At 68.5% G+C, this 16556-nt stretch carries 14 protein-coding genes and 7 pseudogenes; 7 read left to right on the top strand and 14 right to left on the bottom strand.

Annotated features, from left to right (window positions below):
• Nucleotides 1-17 precede the first annotated feature (17 nt).
• Nucleotides 18-128, top strand: a pseudogene (locus tag OG625_RS07855) (IS5-like element IS4811 family transposase); the annotation flags it as partial.
• A gap of 55 nt (nt 129-183) precedes the next feature.
• Here OG625_RS07855 and OG625_RS07850 read toward each other — a convergent pair.
• Nucleotides 184-1527, bottom strand: coding sequence for an IS630 family transposase (locus tag OG625_RS07850; protein ID WP_329377676.1), 1344 nt, complete (start codon nt 1525-1527; stop codon nt 184-186).
• Nucleotides 1528-1705: 178 nt separating this feature from the next.
• On the opposite strand from OG625_RS07850, the gene OG625_RS07845 reads away from it, so the two are divergent.
• On the top strand, nt 1706-2188 hold the full coding sequence (locus OG625_RS07845) for an NADAR family protein (RefSeq protein WP_329377674.1): 483 nt from the start codon (nt 1706-1708) through the stop codon (nt 2186-2188).
• A 40-nt stretch (nt 2189-2228) separates the two neighbouring features.
• On the opposite strand, the pseudogene OG625_RS07840 reads toward OG625_RS07845, so the two are convergent.
• The 3 genes and pseudogenes from OG625_RS07840 to OG625_RS07830 all read right to left on the bottom strand — a co-directional run.
• A pseudogene (locus tag OG625_RS07840) lies at nt 2229-2484 on the bottom strand (IS630 family transposase); the annotation flags it as partial.
• A 147-nt stretch (nt 2485-2631) separates the two neighbouring features.
• Nucleotides 2632-2886: pseudogene (locus tag OG625_RS41415) on the bottom strand (transposase); the annotation flags it as partial.
• 24 nt (nt 2887-2910) lie between these two features.
• A complete protein-coding gene (locus OG625_RS07830; RefSeq protein WP_329377672.1) occupies nt 2911-3336 on the bottom strand; it encodes a hypothetical protein in 426 nt (141 codons plus the stop codon).
• Between the two features lie 501 nt (nt 3337-3837).
• On the opposite strand from OG625_RS07830, the pseudogene OG625_RS07825 reads away from it, so the two are divergent.
• Nucleotides 3838-4008, top strand: a pseudogene (locus tag OG625_RS07825) (IS5-like element ISFal3A family transposase); the annotation flags it as partial.
• 365 nt (nt 4009-4373) lie between these two features.
• On the top strand, nt 4374-4886 hold the full coding sequence (locus OG625_RS07820) for a macro domain-containing protein (RefSeq protein ID WP_329377670.1): 513 nt from the start codon (nt 4374-4376) through the stop codon (nt 4884-4886).
• Nucleotides 4887-5230: 344 nt separating this feature from the next.
• On the opposite strand, the pseudogene OG625_RS07815 reads toward OG625_RS07820, so the two are convergent.
• Nucleotides 5231-6010: pseudogene (locus tag OG625_RS07815) on the bottom strand (mobilization protein); the annotation flags it as partial.
• A gap of 99 nt (nt 6011-6109) precedes the next feature.
• On the opposite strand from OG625_RS07815, the pseudogene OG625_RS07810 reads away from it, so the two are divergent.
• A pseudogene (locus OG625_RS07810) lies at nt 6110-7041 on the top strand (IS5 family transposase).
• Nucleotides 7042-7500: 459 nt separating this feature from the next.
• Here OG625_RS07810 and OG625_RS07805 read toward each other — a convergent pair.
• Entirely contained in the window at nt 7501-8928 is a 1428-nt protein-coding gene (locus OG625_RS07805) for an aminotransferase-like domain-containing protein (RefSeq protein WP_329377668.1), read from the bottom strand.
• Between OG625_RS07805 and OG625_RS07800 the strand changes: the two genes are divergently transcribed.
• On the top strand, nt 8927-10165 hold the full coding sequence (locus OG625_RS07800; RefSeq protein ID WP_329377666.1) for an aminotransferase class V-fold PLP-dependent enzyme: 1239 nt from the start codon (nt 8927-8929) through the stop codon (nt 10163-10165). The genes OG625_RS07805 and OG625_RS07800 overlap by 2 nt on opposite strands.
• Nucleotides 10162-11478 (top strand): MFS transporter, encoded by a 1317-nt coding sequence (locus OG625_RS07795; RefSeq protein ID WP_329377664.1) that lies wholly within the window; start codon nt 10162-10164, stop codon nt 11476-11478. Before OG625_RS07800 ends, OG625_RS07795 begins: the two co-directional genes overlap by 4 nt.
• A 580-nt stretch (nt 11479-12058) precedes the next feature.
• Here OG625_RS07795 and OG625_RS07790 read toward each other — a convergent pair.
• The 8 genes and pseudogenes from OG625_RS07790 to OG625_RS07760 all read right to left on the bottom strand — a co-directional run.
• Nucleotides 12059-12250 (bottom strand): annotated as a pseudogene (locus OG625_RS07790) (CorA family divalent cation transporter); the annotation flags it as partial.
• Between the two features lie 337 nt (nt 12251-12587).
• A complete protein-coding gene (locus tag OG625_RS07785) occupies nt 12588-13316 on the bottom strand; it encodes a PASTA domain-containing protein (protein WP_329377661.1) in 729 nt (242 codons plus the stop codon).
• Nucleotides 13317-13667: 351 nt separating this feature from the next.
• Entirely contained in the window at nt 13668-14207 is a 540-nt protein-coding gene (locus OG625_RS07780; protein WP_329377659.1) for a hypothetical protein, read from the bottom strand.
• Complete coding sequence (locus tag OG625_RS07775) at nt 14204-14512, bottom strand: hypothetical protein (RefSeq protein ID WP_329377657.1); 309 nt, start codon at nt 14510-14512, stop codon at nt 14204-14206. The genes OG625_RS07780 and OG625_RS07775 overlap by 4 nt, the downstream gene beginning before the upstream one ends.
• A gap of 12 nt (nt 14513-14524) precedes the next feature.
• On the bottom strand, nt 14525-14992 hold the full coding sequence (locus OG625_RS07770; RefSeq protein ID WP_329377655.1) for a hypothetical protein: 468 nt from the start codon (nt 14990-14992) through the stop codon (nt 14525-14527).
• Between the two features lie 451 nt (nt 14993-15443).
• On the bottom strand, nt 15444-15575 hold the full coding sequence (locus tag OG625_RS41410; protein ID WP_443067873.1) for a DUF6087 family protein: 132 nt from the start codon (nt 15573-15575) through the stop codon (nt 15444-15446).
• A gap of 272 nt (nt 15576-15847) precedes the next feature.
• Nucleotides 15848-15970, bottom strand: coding sequence for a hypothetical protein (locus tag OG625_RS07765; protein WP_329377653.1), 123 nt, complete (start codon nt 15968-15970; stop codon nt 15848-15850).
• An 84-nt stretch (nt 15971-16054) separates the two neighbouring features.
• A complete protein-coding gene (locus tag OG625_RS07760) occupies nt 16055-16492 on the bottom strand; it encodes a hypothetical protein (protein ID WP_329377651.1) in 438 nt (145 codons plus the stop codon).
• Nucleotides 16493-16556 lie beyond the last annotated feature (64 nt).

Below are 16556 nucleotides of genomic sequence, written 5' to 3'. Positions count from 1 at the left end.
GTGGGTACCCGTCAGATATGCCGGGTAATCAGTGGGCATTGGTGGAGCCGTTGCTGCCGTCGGTGCGGGTAGGGCCGAAGGGCGGGCGACGTGAGAAGCACCCACGTCGCCGGATCGTGGACGCGATCTTCTGAGTGGTCCGAACCGGGTGTGCCTAGTGTGATGCGCCAGAAATCCTGATGGTTAGTTCTGCTCTGTTTGCTGGTTGGCGGTTCCGACCTTGCTGAGGTAGTCGGCGAGGGAGTTGAGGATCTCGTCGGCGGTCTTGGTCCAGGTGAAGGGCCGTGGATTCTCGTTCCAGGTGTCGATCCACGCGGCGATGTCGTCCTCCAGGGCCTTCACGGACCGGTGGACGCCGCGGCGGATGAGTTTGTCGGTCAGCAGGCCAAACCACCGTTCGACCTGGTTCATCCAGGAGGAACCGGTCGGCGTGAAGTGGACGTGGAAACACGGGTGCTTGCCGAGCCAGGTCTTGATCTCGGCGGTGTTGTGGGTGGAGTAGTTGTCACACACCAGGTGCACCTCGAGCTCGGCGGGCACCGCCTTGTTGATCCGGATCAGGAACTTCTTGAACTCGATCGCCCGGTGGCGGCGGTGCAGCGCCGATATGACAGTGCCGTCAGCGATGTTGAAGGCGGCGAACAGGCTGGTGATGCCGTGCCGGTAGTAGTCGTGGGTCCGGCGTTCGGGCATGCCCGGCATCATCGGCAAGACCGGCTGGGAGCGGTCCAGAGCCTGGATCTGGGACTTCTCGTCCACGCAGAGCACTACCGCCTTCTCGGGCGGGTGGTGGTACAGGCCGACGACGTCGACGACCTTGGCGACGAACTGCGGATCGGTGGACAGTTTGAAGGAATCCTGCAGGTGGGGCTTGAGGTCGAACTTCTTCCAGATCCGGCCGATGGTCGACTTCGACAGGCCGGTGCGCTGGGCCATCGAGGCTCGTGACCAGTGCGTGTCCCTGCCCGCGGACGACTCCAGGGTTGCCACGATGACCTCCTCGACCTGGTCGAGGAGGATCGAGGGCGGCCGGCCCGAGCGGGGCTCGTCATGCAAGCCGTCGAGGCGTTTGGCAATGAACCGGGCCCGCCACCGGTCCACGGTCGACTGGTCGATGCCGAGGTCGGCCGCGGCCTGCTGATTCGTCCCACCCTCCGCGCAGCGCAGCACGATCTTGGCCCGCAACGCGAGGAACTGGGCAGTCTTCGCCCTCCGCGCCCACTGCGTCAGCTGCCTCCGCTCAGCCTCGTCCAGGACCAGGTCGGCCTTCGGCCGCCCGATCCAGCCGGCGTCCTCAAGCCCGGCGAGCCGCTCTGCGGCGAAAGCCCGACGCCACTTGCCAACCGTCTTGGCCTGGACGCCGACGATCCGTGCGGCACCCGCGTTTGACATGCCATCAGCGCACGCCAGGATGATGCGGGCCTTCTCGGCCGAGCGCCGGTGCGGCATACCCGTCCGGCGCACCAACTCGGCGCGCTCGGCCTCGGACAGCGTGATCTCCACAGCAGAAGGACCCGAATGCGACATGGCAACAGGGTAGTAAATAACCATCAGGATTTCTGGCGCATCACACTAGTGCTCTGACCGGGAAGGTTCGCCGGGTCGCTGGTGCGGTGAAGAGCCGGGTTTGGCGAAGAAAGCTGATTGTGGGGGTGTGGGCATGCCTGACACCGTGCGGGTTTCCGCAACTTCCGCGAGGTTTCCCATGACGATCTACTTCTACGGCGCCGGCGAAGTCCCTTATGGATGCTTCTCGAATTTTTCTGATCATGGCTTCGACCTTGACGGGGTCTGGTGGCCAACCTCGGAGCACTACTTCCAGGCGCAGAAGTTCAAGGGCACTCGCCACGCGGATCTCATCCGGCGTGCTCGCACGCCGCTGCGGGCAGCGGAGCTGGGCCGTGACTCGTCCAGGCCTCTACGGAGGGACTGGGAGCGAGTCAAGGACGACGTGATGAGCCGCGCGGTGGCAATCAAGTTCCGCGCACATGTCGATATCCGTGACATTCTGCTGTCCACCGGTGACGAAGAGATCGTCGAGGACACCACCACCGATCACTACTGGGGTCGAGGCAGAACCGGGACCGGCAAGAACATGCTCGGGCGGATTCTGGTGCGCACCCGTAGCCAGCTGCGCGTCGAACTCGCCGAAGACCTCGACAGCGATGGCCGCAGCTCGAGGCGGTGAGTCGGGAAACGTGTGCGGTGTGCCGCATGCGTAGGACGACTCAGGCCGCGGTCTCGAGGATGGGGCGTCCTCCCCAGGGGGATGCGTTTCTCGCCGCGGAAGCGTGCCCGTTCTCGGCGTTGTGCGGCGAGTATGTCGGGGTGGCGGGCGTTGGCGCTGCGCCAGCGCAGGTAGGCGGGCAGGGCCCGGGTCTGCACTGGGTGGTTGGGGTGGTTGGAGTTGGCGATGGCGAACTGTCGCAGCGGTCCGAAGTGCACGTCGATCGGGTTTGCCCACGAGGCATAGGTCGGGGTGAAGCTTCGGCCCCGCCGCGATGAGCCGCCCGAGCACTTCGCGCAGCTGCCCGGCAGTGACGGTGGCGGTGCCGTCCCCGGGTGCCAGGCGGAGCGCGTCCAGGGGTGCGGTCCACGAGCTGCGACCGGGCTCCAGCGCGCAGACGATCGACTACGGCCAGCCGGGAACGGGATGTCCTGGTCCTTTCCCCGGCCGTATGTGTGGCACAGGATCAGCTCCGGCGAGGTGTGGGCGTCAGGCCGCAGCCGGCAGGTGATGTCGACGGCCAGGACAAGCCGGCAGTCGGCAGCCCGCGGCAGCGGACCCGATGCCAGCGCGAGCCGCAGCCGATTGGTGTCGACTCGGCCATGGGCTACACCGGCGTAGAGTCCTCCGTGGCCGCGGCGGTGGACGGCTTCCAGCACATCGGCTTGCTCAAGCCTTGGGTGTCACCCTGAACCTGTGTCGTCCGTCGCCTCCAACTCGGGGAGCCCAGCGAGCCGTCGGGCTTGGATGATGTACGCGATGTGCTTCTCCGAGTTCTGGACGTGGTGCTCCCGGAGATACCTGATGCGGTCCAGCCACCATGAGCCCCAGTCGCCTTCACCCGGTGCCGTCCCCGGTGGACGGTTGAATGGGAGCTGGTTCGGTCCCCGGGAATCCACCTCGCGAGCGATGTCCCGGTCGTAGCCCGCGGTGCTGTCTGCCCAGTTGTTGGCCGTGTCGAGAAAGACCACACCACCGTGTTCATCGCGCCCGAAGTCGAGTCCCATGGTTCTGGTGTCCCACAACCCACGCTTGTTGACGATCCTCCACGTCAGCCGCGCCACGACCACGACCGCGACGCCCAGAAGAGCCCACAGCCACCAGCTCATCGCCACCGTCCCCCTTCGCGAGCTACTTCCGGTCTCGCCCACCGCGATGGTGTCAGATCGCGCTGACATCGTCTTGAGGTTTCCACCTGTGGGCGTAGGGCCCCGCAGTGCCAGGTGACGGGAGCAGTGGACCGGAGTGTGGCCATCCGCCACGAGTGGGTGCACCGCATCGCGGCGACGGCCGGCCGCGGCTGCCGCACGGTGGTCCCGTTTTGGGGCGATGAGGGGTGGAGGGGTGTTCTCGTCGGCGACTTCTCCCTTGATCGCGTGGAGGCGGCAATGGCGACGATCCCGCGGCCGATGGAGTGGCACGGTTCGGCCCATTCGTCGCCCTGCTCGGCCAGGGCCGCGCCGGTCACGCGGATGACGGCGGCGCGGTGCCTGATCCGTCTGGTCGCGACTCCTCCGGGCCTGGGCGGGCTCGGTGCGGAGTCGGCCGCGCGTCCCCACCGAGCCCACGTCGAGCGCTATGGCAACCCGGTGGACCTGTCCGGCCACAGCGCTGGTCAGGGCTTTGCCGGCCGCCTTGTGGAGTGGGCCCGTGCGATCCTCGGCCGCGAGCTGGAGATCGTGGGCAAGGCCCCGGACCGGCGCGGGTTCCAGGTCCAGCCCAAGCGTTGGGCCGTCGAGCGCACCTTCTCGTGGATCACCGCCCACCGCCGCCTCGCCCGCGACTACGAGCAGCACACCGCCCGCTCCGAGACCATGATCCGCTGGGCCATTGGTGGTGCGACGAGCCCGAGCTTCGAGCCGCTCACGCCACCCTGCCCGGCCTGGCCCGAAGTGGCGCAGTCCAGCCAGTTCGTGGCCGTGCAGGAAGCCGACGATCTGGCAGAAGGAGGCCTCGGTCACCAACATGTCCGGCTTCTCGCGGACGCAGGCGCAGTGCTCGCGTTCGGTGATGGCCAAGAGGGGTTACCGCGAGACGTCGCCGGTCCCAGACCGACCTGACGCCCCGTAGGCCGCCCCGATGCCGTCGAGCGGCAGGGCTTCGGCAGGTCCTGGCCCCGCGGCTTCCCCATCGATAGCATCAGGGAGTGCTGCCCATGGAATTCGTAGACGGCGACGCCACCGCCCCTCAGGCCGACGGCAACAAGATCATCGCTCATGTCTCCAACGACATCGGCGCCTGGGGCGCCGGCATCGTCCGGGTGATCTCGTGCCGCTGGCCCGAGCCAGAGCGGGAGTTTCGACGCTGGTACCGCGAACGTGCCAGCACGGGCTACCGGCTCGGTGCCGTGCAACTCGTACAGGTCGAGCCCGACTTGTGGGTAGCGAACATGGTCGGCCAGCACGGCATCCGGACCCGCGAGGGCATCAGGACCGAGTCCGGGACCGTGCCCGCCGACAGCGGCCCGCCCATCCGCTACGACGCGGTGCAGGAGTGTCTGCACGTCCTAGCGGAGCACGCCGAGGGGCTGCATGCCTCGGTCCACATGCCCCGTATCGGCTGCGGCCTGGCCGGCGGCACCTGGGACCGCGTCGAACCCCTCATCACCCAGGCGCTGTGCGCCAGGCGCATCCGTACGGTCGTCTACGACCACGCATAGCCGCTGGTGGCTCGTCGGCCGGAAGGGCCGACTGCGGTCGGGGAGCGTCGTCGCGGGACACCGGTTCCCGCGCCGGCAGCCGGTCGACAGCTCGTACCGGTCCAGGCGTGCCTCACCGTCGCCGTCTTCCTCCTCGGTGAAGGCCTGGACGGAGAACCCGGACCGCCGGGGGTGTCACGCCGCTTCGTCGAGGTCGAGGTGTCGACCGCGTACGCCCAGGCGCCGTGCCGGCTGCGCCCGCTCCTCGGCCCTGCTCGCGCCGGCGGCAGCAATGGCTCCACCAATGCACAGCTTTGAAGCTGCCCGGGGATCGTCGGCCATGTAGGGACGGATACGTTCTGGCGTCAGCGCCGGCGGGAGGCGTTGTTCGCTGCCTTCAGAGCCGGTTGTGTGGTCGGCGGGTGCCGGGGGAGTGATGCTGCGGGATCGGCAGGCAGGTGGGCGAGGCGGCGGAGGCGCCAGACGAGGACGTCGCTGACTGAGGTGGCGCTGTCCAGCTCCCGATGCCGTGTGGCTTCGGCGAGGAGGGCGGTTGGGTTGTGGCCAGCGGCCTGGGCATCGGCGAGGGTGGCCGCCAGGGCGGGCCAGCCCGGCTCGGCCAGAACTTGTTCGGCAGTCTCGGGCAGCGCTTGGCGTAGGACGGCTGCCTGTCGTCGCTGCAGTGGCAGGGAGCGGCCTCGCTGGTGGAGCACGGACATCGGCTGGGCTGCCGCGATCTCGTAGGCGGCGCGCAGGTGTTCGGCGGCTTGGTGGGCGGCTTCGGCTTGCTGGGCGTGCTTCTTCTTGGCGTGCCAGTTCGCTGCCGCGGTGACGAGGAAGAACGCGGTGTCGATGAGCATGGCGGTGGTGGCGCCGTCCTCTCCGATGCCGAGGGCTGGTCCGCTGTGGATGAGGTCGTGCGCGGCCTGGCGCAGGGCGTGGTCGTGCCCGTGTACGGCGCGGACGTGGGAGCGGGAGGCCCGCTCGAACGCGAAGGCTGCATCACGGAGTTCTCGTCGGGTGTGGGCGGCGGAGGTGTCGGCGAGCGCGTCGAGGACCTCGCCGGCAGCGGCGATCTGGGCTGCTGCCGTGCCGTCGGCGCCGTGCTCGATGAGCAGCAGCCTCGCCGGACTCCACCTCGCTGCCATCTTCATCTGGTCAGCGAGGTGATCCGAAGGAAACGGCCTAGGCACTGTTTCTCGGATCTCCTGACGGGAGTGGGGTGTTGGGGTCAGGCTGTCCGTATGGGGCGTGGGGATCTGACGAACGCAGAGTGGGACCGGCTGGAGTCGTTCTTGCCTCCTGGCGGTGCCCGTGGGGGCCGGTGGAGTGATCACCGCCGGGTGATCAACGGGGTGCTCTACCGGGTCCGGACGGGCGTGCAGTGGAGGGATCTGCCGGAGCGGTTCGGGCCGTGGGAGACGGTCTATAAACGTCATCGCCGCTGGTCAGCTGATGGAACGTGGACGATGTTGTTGTCTCGGATCCAGGCGGCCGAGGACGCCGCGGGCCGGATCGACTGGGACGTGTCGGTGGACTCGACAGCAGTGCGGGCCCACCAGCACGCCGCCGGCGCGAGGAAGACACCGGCGGCCGCCGATCCTCAAAAGGGGAACGTTCGGGGGACGAACCAGGTCGATCCGGTGTTGCGGAAACTGGTGATCCGACTCGGGGAAGTGGTCAGATCGGCGAGTGTCTGGGACGCTCCCGCGGCGGATTCACCACCAAGATCCACCTCGCCGCGGACGGGCGATGCCGGCCTCTCGCCCTCGTCCTGACACCGGGGCACTACGGTGACGGGCCCCAGTTCGAGCGGGTGATGGAGCAGGTCTCCGTACCCCGTACCGGAGTCGGCCGGCCCCGCACTCGACCGGACTACGTCCTGGCGGACAAGGCCTACACATCGCGGAAGAACCGCCGCTACCTGCGACGACGCGGAATCCGGCACACCATCCCCGAACGTCTCGACCAGCAAAGACACCGCAAGAACCGCGGGTCTCGAGGCGGCCGGCCCACCGGCTTCGACAGCGAGCGATACAAAAAACGCAACACCGTCGAACGAGCCATCAACCGGCTCAAGGGTTTCCGCGCCGTCGCCACCCGATACGAGAAACGCGCCTACATCTACCTCGGCACCGTCACCCTCGCAGCCCTCATCATCTGGCTCCGCACATGATCCAAGAAACAGTGCCTAGTAGTCGCGACGACGGGTGGCACAGCATCTGCCGTGCCACCCGCTGTCGTTACCCTCCGCAACCGCGTGTAGTCGAAGGTGGTCGGCGGTGCGGGAGGGCCAGCCCCAAGGCGCGGGGGGAGCGCCCGGCATGGGCGGGCTGCGGATTCTCCCCAGATTCTCCCCAGCCGCGGATGCCTCCGAAGACGGATGACCACTGGTCAGGAGCACGATCCTGTGTCGGTACGCGTTACGCGACGCAGTCGAGGCAGAGATGGGGGAGTGGTGGCCGTCGCCATGCGCACTGTGTCACGGGCAAGAAGGGGAAGAGCCCAGCTCTAGTGCGCCAGAGGTGGTGGCAACCTTCTCTTGTGTGTGACGTCTAACCGACGATGTGGGTCGTTCACGCCGACGCACTTCCACTGCGACTCGGCCTACCGAGGCCGCTGCTTGTCATGAGCCTCACTCCTGCCCAGGGCCGACATCCCCAAGCGCGGCTCCCAGCCGACGTACACCCTCGGTCAGCTCGGCGTGATCGGCCGTCGCGGCGAACCCGATACGCAGGTGAGCCGCCGGCGGCTCGGTGGCGAAGTAGCGACTGCCAGCGCTCACGGCGACGCCGCGTTGCCGGGCGGCGCCGGTGAGGACCGTGTCGTCCACGCCCGACGGCAGGCGAACCCACAGGTGCAGTCCGCCCGTAGGCAACCCGGACAAGGTCGCGCCGGGGATCTCCCGCGTGACTGCGGTGGCCAGCACGGCGCACCGCTCCCGCAGAGCCGTACCGAGAGCGCGGACGTGCCGGTCCCAGGAGGGGGAGCTGAGCACTTCCAGCGCGGCTTCCTGGAGCGGGCGCGTGACGAAGAAGTCGTCGACCAGGCGCACCGCCCGCATGCGCTCCATGACCGGTCCGCGGGCCACCAGAGCCCCGATCCGCAGGCTCGGTGCGGCGGGCTTGGTGAGTGAGGTGACGTGGACGACCGTGCCGTCACGGTCGTCGGCGACCAGCGGTCGCGGCACGGCGCCGCCGTGTCCCAGGTGCCGTGCGAAGTCGTCCTCGAGCACGAACGCGCCCGAGGCGCGCGCCACATCGAGGATCTGGCGGCGCCGTTCGGGCGTGAGCACGGTGCCGGTCGGGTTCTGGAAGGTCGGCTGGCAGTACAGCAGTCGCGCGCCGGTCATCGCGAACGCGTCGGCGAGCATGTCGGGCCGCAGTCCGTCGGCGTCGAGCGGTACCGGAACGGGCCGCAGCCCTGCGGCGCGGGCGGCGGCCAGGGCCCGGGGATAGGTGGGCGACTCGACCAGGACCGGGCTGCCGGGCCCGGCGATGGCCCGGAACGCGATCGACAGGGCGCTCTGCCCGCCGGCGGTGACCAGCACGTCCTCTGGCGCCACGCTGCCGCCGATGATCCGGGCGAACACGGTGCGCAGCGCCATCAGGCCGCCGGCCGGCGCGCGGTCCCAGCCGTCCGGACGGCGTGCCGCCCGAGCCAGCGCCGCGCTCAGGGCCCGGGTGGGCTGGAGCGAGCGGTGTACGTAGCCGCCGTCCATCGTGATCGTCCCGACCGGCGGCGGGCCGAGCGGGTCGGCGATCAGGTGGGTGTCGACGGCGCGGTCGGTGAGGGCAACCGTCTGCCAGTCGGTATCCGTGTCGCTGCCGCCGGGTGCGTCGCGGAGCCGGCCCAGCTGTGCCGCGAACGTCCCACTGCCCGGACGGGTCACCACCGCGCCCTCGGCGGCCAGCGCGGCGATGGCCCGCGCCACTGTCGCCGGCCCGACCCGGTACTCCTTGATCAGCTCCCGGCTGCTCGGCAGCCGGTCGCCGGGGGACAGCCGGGAGACCAGCGTACGGAGGCTGTCGGCCAACTCACCAGAAGTGCTACCGTCATTCATGAGAGACAACAGTAGCGCTTCCGGTCCTGGTCAGGAAGCACTTCGGCTGGACGTCGCCGCCCTGCGGGCCGACACCCCGGGGTGCCGCCAGGTCATCCACTTCAACAACGCGGGCTGCGGACTGCTGGCGGCCCCGGTCCTCGACGCGATGGTCGGCCATCTGAACCTCGAAGCCCGGATCGGTGGTTACGAGGCCTCAGCCGCCCAAGCCGCCGAAGTCCGCGAGTTCTACACGGAGATCGCCGCCCTCATCAACACCACACCCGACAACATCGCCTTTGCGGGCAGCGCCACCCACGCCTACGCCAACGCCCTGTCGTCGATCCCGTTCGAGGCCGACGACGTCATCCTCACCACCCGCGACGACTTCATCTCCAACCAGATCGCCTTCCTGTCCCTGCGCAAGCGATTCGGCGTACGCATCGTCCACGCGCCCGACACCCCGGAGGGCGGGGTCGATGTGGTTGCGATGGCCGCGCTGATGCGGACCCACCGCCCCCGCCTGGTGTCTGCCACCCATGTCCCCACCAACTCGGGCCTCGTCTCACCCGTCGCGGAAATCGGCCGCCACTGCCGGGAGCTGGACCTGCTCTACCTCGTCGACGCCTGTCAGTCGGTGGGCCAGTTCATCATCGACGTGGAGGAGATCGGCTGCGACCTCCTCACCGCCACCTGCCGCAAGTTCCTCCGCGGCCCGCGCGGCTCCGGATTCCTGTATGTATCCGATCGCGTCCTGCGCGCGGGCTACGAACCGCTGTTCATCGACATGCACGGGGCCCGCTGGACCGAGCCGGGCGGCTACGAGCCCGTGGCGACGGCGGCCCGGTTCGAGGAGTGGGAGTTCCCGTACGCCACGGTGCTCGGCAGCGCCGCCGCAACGCGCTATGCCCGCAAGGTCGGCATCGAGGCCATCGAGCAGCGCACCCCGGCGCTCGCGGCCCGGCTCCGCGACCGGCTCGCACCGATCCCGTGGGTACGCGTGCTCGACCGCGGCCCGCGTCTTGCCGCGCTCGTCACCTTCGGGGTAGCGGGCTGGCAGCCGCAGCCGTTCAAGGCGGCCATGGACGCCCGCGGCATCAACTCGGCGCTCAGCTTCCGCGAGTTCGCACAGTTCGACTTCGGGGACAAGGACGTCGACTGGTGCCTGCGCCTGTCGCCGCACTACTACAACACCGAGGAGGAAGTGGACCACGTGGCGGACGCGGTCGCGGACCTCACCGGCCAGGGACGGCGATGACCGCCACGCAGACACGCACCGAGGAGCCGTCCACGGAGAGCCTCTGGCGCCACGGCGACTTCCTCAAGTTCTGGCTCGGCGAGACCCTCTCGCTCCTCGGTACCCAGGTCACGAACCTCGCCCTGCCGCTTACCGCCATCATCGCCTTCAATGCCACCGACGAGCAGGTCGGTGTCCTGCGGTTCCTGCAGCTCGTGCCGTATCTCGGGCTTGCCCTGGTCTTCGGGGTGTGGGTGGACCGGGCCCGACGGCGGCGGATCATGCTCGGCGCCAACTTCGTCCGGATGATCCTGCTGGCTCTCGTCCCCGTCCTGTACTGGACGGACGTGCTCAGCATGGGCTCACTGCTGGTGATCGCCTGCGCCGTCGGCGTCGCCTCGGTGCTGTTCGACGTGAGCTGGATGTCGTACGTACCCACTCTCGTACGCGACCCCGAGCGCTATGTAGAAGCCAGCGCCAAGATGGGGATGAGCTCGTCGGCGGCCGATGTGGCAGGGCCCGGACTCGCGGGTGTCCTGGTCGGCGCCCTGACCGCGCCCGTGGCGCTGATCGTCGACGCGTTCTCCTATCTGGTGTCCCTGGTCTCGCTGCTGCTCATTCGCACGCCCGAGCCCCGTCCCGATCCGCCGGCCGCACGGCGGCACCTGCCGACCGAACTCCGGGACGGCTTGCGCTGGGTGCTGAAGAACCGGGTCCTGCGGTCTCTTGCGCTCATCGGGTTCTGCTGCAACTTCTCCATGGTCACCGTGTGGACGATGTTCCTGCTGTACGGGGCACGGGACCTGCACCTGGACTCGACGACCCTCGGCGGCATCTTCGCCACTGCCTCCGTGGGCGGTCTGATCGGCGCGGCGATCTCCCGGAAGGTCATTGGGCGCTTCCGGCTCGGGTTGGTCTACCTCGTCGCCCAGTCGGCCCTCCTCATCGGCCCGACGCTGATCGCCCTGGCCACCGGCCCCCGGCCGATGATGGTGGGGATGTTCGTCCTCTCCTTCTTCACCACCTACCTCGGACTCGGAGTCGCCGGCGTCGTCATCGTCAGCCTGCGCCAGGCCAGTACCCCGCAGTCGATGATGGGCCGGATGACGGCGGTCTTCCGCACCTTGCTGTTCGGCGGCGGCGCACTCGGCGGCCTGTTCGCGGGCCTGCTGTCCGGCTGGATCGGAGCTCGGGGGGCGTTGACCGTGGCGGCGATCGGCTCAGCCGCCGTGCTGATCGCACTTGTCCTGTCCCCGGTGAGCCGACTGCGTGGCCTGCCGTCGGCACCGGAAGAACCCGTCACGGCGGCATCGGACGGGCAGCCAGTCGGCTGAAACGGAGAACGTCGAAGCGCCCCACCGCAAACGGTGGGGCGCTTCGCCAGTGTGCCTGATGAGGCACGCCACTTCGCGTTCCAGGGTCGGTGGGCCCGGAGTCGTGGTGGTCCTGGGCCTCACGGGCGGCACTGCCGTCGCGGAGATGGCTGAAGCCGACGAGGGCCGGGGCGAAGAGGATGGCGGCCCACGAGGAGATCTTCTGCAGTGCCCGGGCAGCGCGAGTAGGCGCGAACATTGGCGTCCCCGGCGGAGGTCACCAGCCGGCGAAGCCCTCGTCACAGCACGGCCCGTCCAGCCGGTCCCGTACCCATGTCGCCGTCGTGCCAACGGGATTGCCTGCCGACGTCACCCGCGCTCAAGTTCCCCGACAAGACCCCTGCACCGACGGATTACCGCACTATCTGTGGCGGGCTGCGCTGGCATGGCAGTGCTCGCCGGCCGGGCGAGAGGTCCGGAGTGGCTGGTCTGGGGCCGATGACACGTCCCCCCCAGCGCCGCGCATTCTCCCCAGAGCTCGCGAAGTGGCGGCCTAGCACATTTGCTGCTGGGAAATCGAAGACCTAGTCCGCCTTGCCAGCTACAGCCAGTCGCGCTTCTTGAAGATGACGTACAGGCTGACGCAGACCACCGCCATCAGCAGGATCGCGAAGGGGTAGCCTCCTGCCCATTTGAGCTCGGGCATGTCTTCGAAGTTCATGCCGTAGATGGTTCCTACGAGTGTGGGTGCAAACAGGATGGCGGCCCACGAGGAGATCTTCTTGAAGTCGTCACCCGCACGCCGCTGACCTGCGAAAATTCGCTGCACAGGCCGTCTGACCTGCAGTGATCGACCTTTCGGAGCCTTTCACCCTGCTGCCCATATATGCAGCCGATTCCCCCCAGCCGCCCCCCAACGAGGCCTCATTCCCCCCAGATTCCCCCCAGCGGACACTGTCTCGCCAAGAGGGACGCCGCAGGTCGGGGGCCGTCCAACGTCGCTCACGACAGGTTACTCAGGGGAGTGGCGGCGGGGCGGGAGCTGGGAGTGCCCTGACTGAGTCGCAGCGGACCGGCCGTCCAGAAACGACGAAGCCCCGCCGGCGTAGTGCTGGCGGGCTTCGGTGACGTCAGCTGTTGTAGCCCCAGCGGGCTTTGCCGTCCTTGCCCATGAAGCACTTGGCGGGACGGCCGTCGGCGGTGGTGGCGGTGGCTCCGACGGGGGAGCAGGAACGGCCGAATCCGACTCCCGTGGTGCCGCCGCCGCTCGATCCGCTGCCCCCGGAGGAGGAGGTGCTGCCCTCGTCGGTGTCGGGGGTCGGCTCCGGCTTGGGTGCGGGCGGAGGGGCGGGTACGGGCTCCGGGGTGAGGCGGGTGCCCTCCTTGTCCGGGCACTTCACGTCGGGTGCTGCCAGGACCAGGCGGGTTTCACCGGGCTTGACGGGGGCGCCTTTGTCCGGGGTCTGGAAGCAGACTTTCCAAGTGGCGTGGTCGGCGGGGACTTCGACGTCGGTGTACGCGGATGCGCTCTGCGGAGCCCCGCCGCCGACAGCCTCGATCTGCCTGACCGCATCCGTGAAGGTGGCGCCCACGGCTTGTGGCATGAGCGCGGGAGCCGGGGCCGGGCTGGTGGGCTGGGGGGCCTGCGCGGTGACGGTGACGGTGACCGTGGGGGCCGGGGCTGGGCTGGGAGGCGGCAGCGGGGAGCAGGCCGCGGCGATGAACAGCGGGGTGAAGAGGACGGTGCACATCGCGCTGATGCTCAGGGCCGTCTTCTGCTTCGCGGTGAACTTGCCGGGGTCTTGGGGCGGTGGGGGCGGGGGCTGTATGTGCTGGTCGTAGGTGGGCAGGGTAGGCATGGGTTTCCTTCTCGGCGTGGTGGGTGTGGGCTGGGGTGAGGGGTTCGGAGCGTACACAGATTGTTGAAGATCGTTACCGGTGGTACGAGGGCTGAGACGCTCGCGTCCATGACGAAGCCCCCGCCGATCCGGGAGCGCGGGTGCGGGGGCTTCGTGCGGAGTTGGGCCGCAGCTGTTCCGCACGGAACCTCTTGCGGGCCGGGGTCATCGCGAAGCTGTAGAGCCAGTTCTTGGGGACCCGAGGAGTCCGCACACCTCGTCGTTGGTGAAGTCGCTGTCCATGTGCGGTCCGTTGGTACGGGCGCCGCCCCCGCCCCGTGGCGCACGCGCCGGCAGGGGCCTGTGGGCCGCTCACAAGGGGGAGGTGAGGGCCACTTGGAGGGCTTGTGTGCCGTCGTCACGGGCGTTCATGACGCGGACGAGGCGGTTTCGGCCGGAGGCTTCGGAGGCGCCCAGGAGTAGCTCCGCGAGCACTTGCCCGGACTCCCTCGCGGTCAGCCGTAGCCGGGTCTGGTCACCCTTGTCTTCGACGGCGACGGTGTAGGTGAGCGTGGTGGGGCCGTAGGCCATACTCATCGCCGGGCAGGCTTCGGCCGCTCGCGAGACGTCGCCAGGGAATCCGGCCCCGTTCCACTCCCGGACGAGGAGGTACGCCGCCTCGCCCTTCTTGAAGCCCCTGGTGGTGTCGGTGTCTTCCTCGTGGCCCAGCAGGGAGAAGAGCTTCTCGCAGGCGGCCGGCGAGACCTGGCCCCGCTCCATCTCGGCGCCTTTCAGAACCGGTTCGCTCTTCCACCCGGCCTGTTCCATCTTCTCGGACAATGAGGGACCGCCGCCCCCTCCGCAGCCCGTCAGGGCCAGGGAGAGGACGGCGGCCAGGTAACGCTGCTTCACTTCACTCCGAGGTACTCGTACAGCTCGGGACCAACCTGCCTGGCCAGATCCAGGAACTCGCCCAGGACGACGGGCTCGTCCGTCTCCAGCGTGAGGACTTCCTCGATCTCCGGCGACAGGCGGAGCTGTTCCGGCGACGTGCTGTTCTGGGCGGAGATCGTCGGAGACTCGCCCGAAGGGATCAGCTCGTGGATGACGTAGGCGACGACCAGGTCCCTCGGCTCGCACACGTCACCGTGACGCACCCGGGCCACTTCGGTCGCCACGCCCAGAAGCCGCCGGGCATCGGGATCCATCGGTCGCATCGGTCCTCCTGATCAGCCGGTGAGGTACTGCGTCTTGGAGTAGAAGACGGGCAGCGCCCAGGCGTTGCCGTGCTGCCCGTAGTGGGTGCCCACGGTGCGGTACATGTACACGCCGGAGAGCTTGGTGCTGTCGTCGTTGACGTGGATGGTCTTGGCGGTGGAGTAGCTGGTGACCCCGATGCCGCGGTTCCACCACTTTCCGCCGTCCAGAACCTGGAGCTGGGCCCTGGTGTTGGCCTTGTCGAGGCTGTCGGAGCACTTGACGCGGACCATGCCACGGACGACGTCGGTGCCGACGCTGTATGGGGCTACGACGCCCTGGTCCCAGCCGCAGGTGATGGCGTGCTGCGGGCCGAGCTCGCCGCCTTCTCCGCTCAGGGAGTGAGGCTCATCTGCCGCGTTCGCGGTTCCGCCGAGGACGGCGAGTCCGGCGATCGCCGTGGCGATGGCCGCGAGGCGCAATGTGGTGATGGTCTTCAAGAGACTTCTCCCCGTGCAGATCCCGGGCCAGTCCCCGGCTTCGGGGAAGCTGATGGCCCTTGGTCTGCACCAGGACACTAACCGCGGTCTGCCTCTTTGCGAACTGTTCAACCGGGTTTAGAGCGCTGTTCGAGATTCCGGATGATCTGGTGGATTTGGCTGGGTGAGCCTGTCCTGTGGGAAATGATCCAAGGCGCCACGCCTGGAGTTGGCGCTCCGAATCAGTCGAAAATAACGGGGAGTTGGTGCGGCGCCCCCGATCTCCTAGGCCTCGGGGAGGCGGGGATGTGTGCGGCGGTCAGGGCTTGCGGTGACGTCCGGTCCCGGGGGCGAGAGGGTTGCGTCCGGTGACGGGGCCCGTGTCGGTTCAGTGGGATCCCTCGTTGGGGCTGAGGTAGCGGCAGGCCGCCGCGTAGTTGTCCACCGTTGCAACGCTCCAGGCGAAGCCGTCCTACTCCAGGATCATCCGCGGGGCTTCTGGGTCGTGGGCGGCCTGCTGCAGGCCGCCCACGAGCAGGACGGCCTTGCGCTCACCGGGCTTGCGCAGGCGGCCTTCACGACGTGCGGCCCAGCATCGAGGTATGCAGCGGCGTGGCCGGTACCGCTGTCGATCTCCAGCGCAGTCTCCGGGCCGCCGAGGATGTCAGGCCCGGGATCGGTGGAGTGGTCCTTGTACTGGGTCCAGCGGAAGCAATGTTCCCCGCTGCTGGGGTCCTTCCACGTGCTCTCGGCGAAGGCGTCCCACAAAACAGTCTCGTGTTCATTGTTGTGCGGGGCAGCGGTTCATGGCGAAGTCCTTCGCGAACGCAGGCGGGGCCCGCCGCGCCGCTGGCGAGGCCCCGTCGCGTGGCCAGATCACGCGCCGCTCCAGCGGGCTTTGCCGTCCCTGCCCATGTAGCACTTGGCGGCGTGGCCGTCGCTGGTGGTGGCGCGGGCCCCGACGGGGGAGCAGAACGGCCAGTGTGACTTGCTTCCCACTGATCGTGAGTGTCCGCACGGCTCCCGCACAAGGAGGGAGCCGCACGGGCAGGAGACCGGGTAGGTGTGGGTGATGCGTCGTGGTCAGCGGCCGGCGCGGTTCTTTTCGTAGGCGCGACGGGTCAGCTCGACGGCAGCCAGGACGGCGAGGACGGTGGGGTGCTTCTTCAGGTCGACACACGCCAGGTGAACGTCCCGCTGGAGGTGTGTCTTGTATGTGACGAACTCTCTGAGGTCGCCGAAGTCTTCGGGGTCGAGGTGGATGTCGATGTCGCCGCCGATGTTTGCGACGGCCGGGGCGAAGGGCGTCTCCGGCGTCTTCTCCCAGACGCTCCGCTGGTCCAGAACGCGCACGTACGGGGTGCTCGGGGCGACGTGAGCGGTCAGGTCGGGGTCGATGAGGACGCGCTGGACGTACAGCTCCAGCAGGGCCGTCAACTCGTTCTTGGCGGGCTGGTTTTGCCGCCGGTCGGCGAAGAGGTTGGCGATCTTTGCACGGGTCTCGGGGGTGACATGCTGCATTGGGGATCTCCTTCAACTGGGTACAGGGGGGACGCTAAATCGGGGTGCCCGGAGAGGGGTCGCG

Origin of the sequence: Streptomyces sp. NBC_01351, from assembly GCF_036237315.1 — a bacterium.
In the GTDB taxonomy this organism is placed as follows: domain Bacteria; phylum Actinomycetota; class Actinomycetes; order Streptomycetales; family Streptomycetaceae; genus Streptomyces.
Note: the sequence above shows the minus strand (reverse complement) of the source record. Positions and strands in the feature narration are given on the sequence as shown.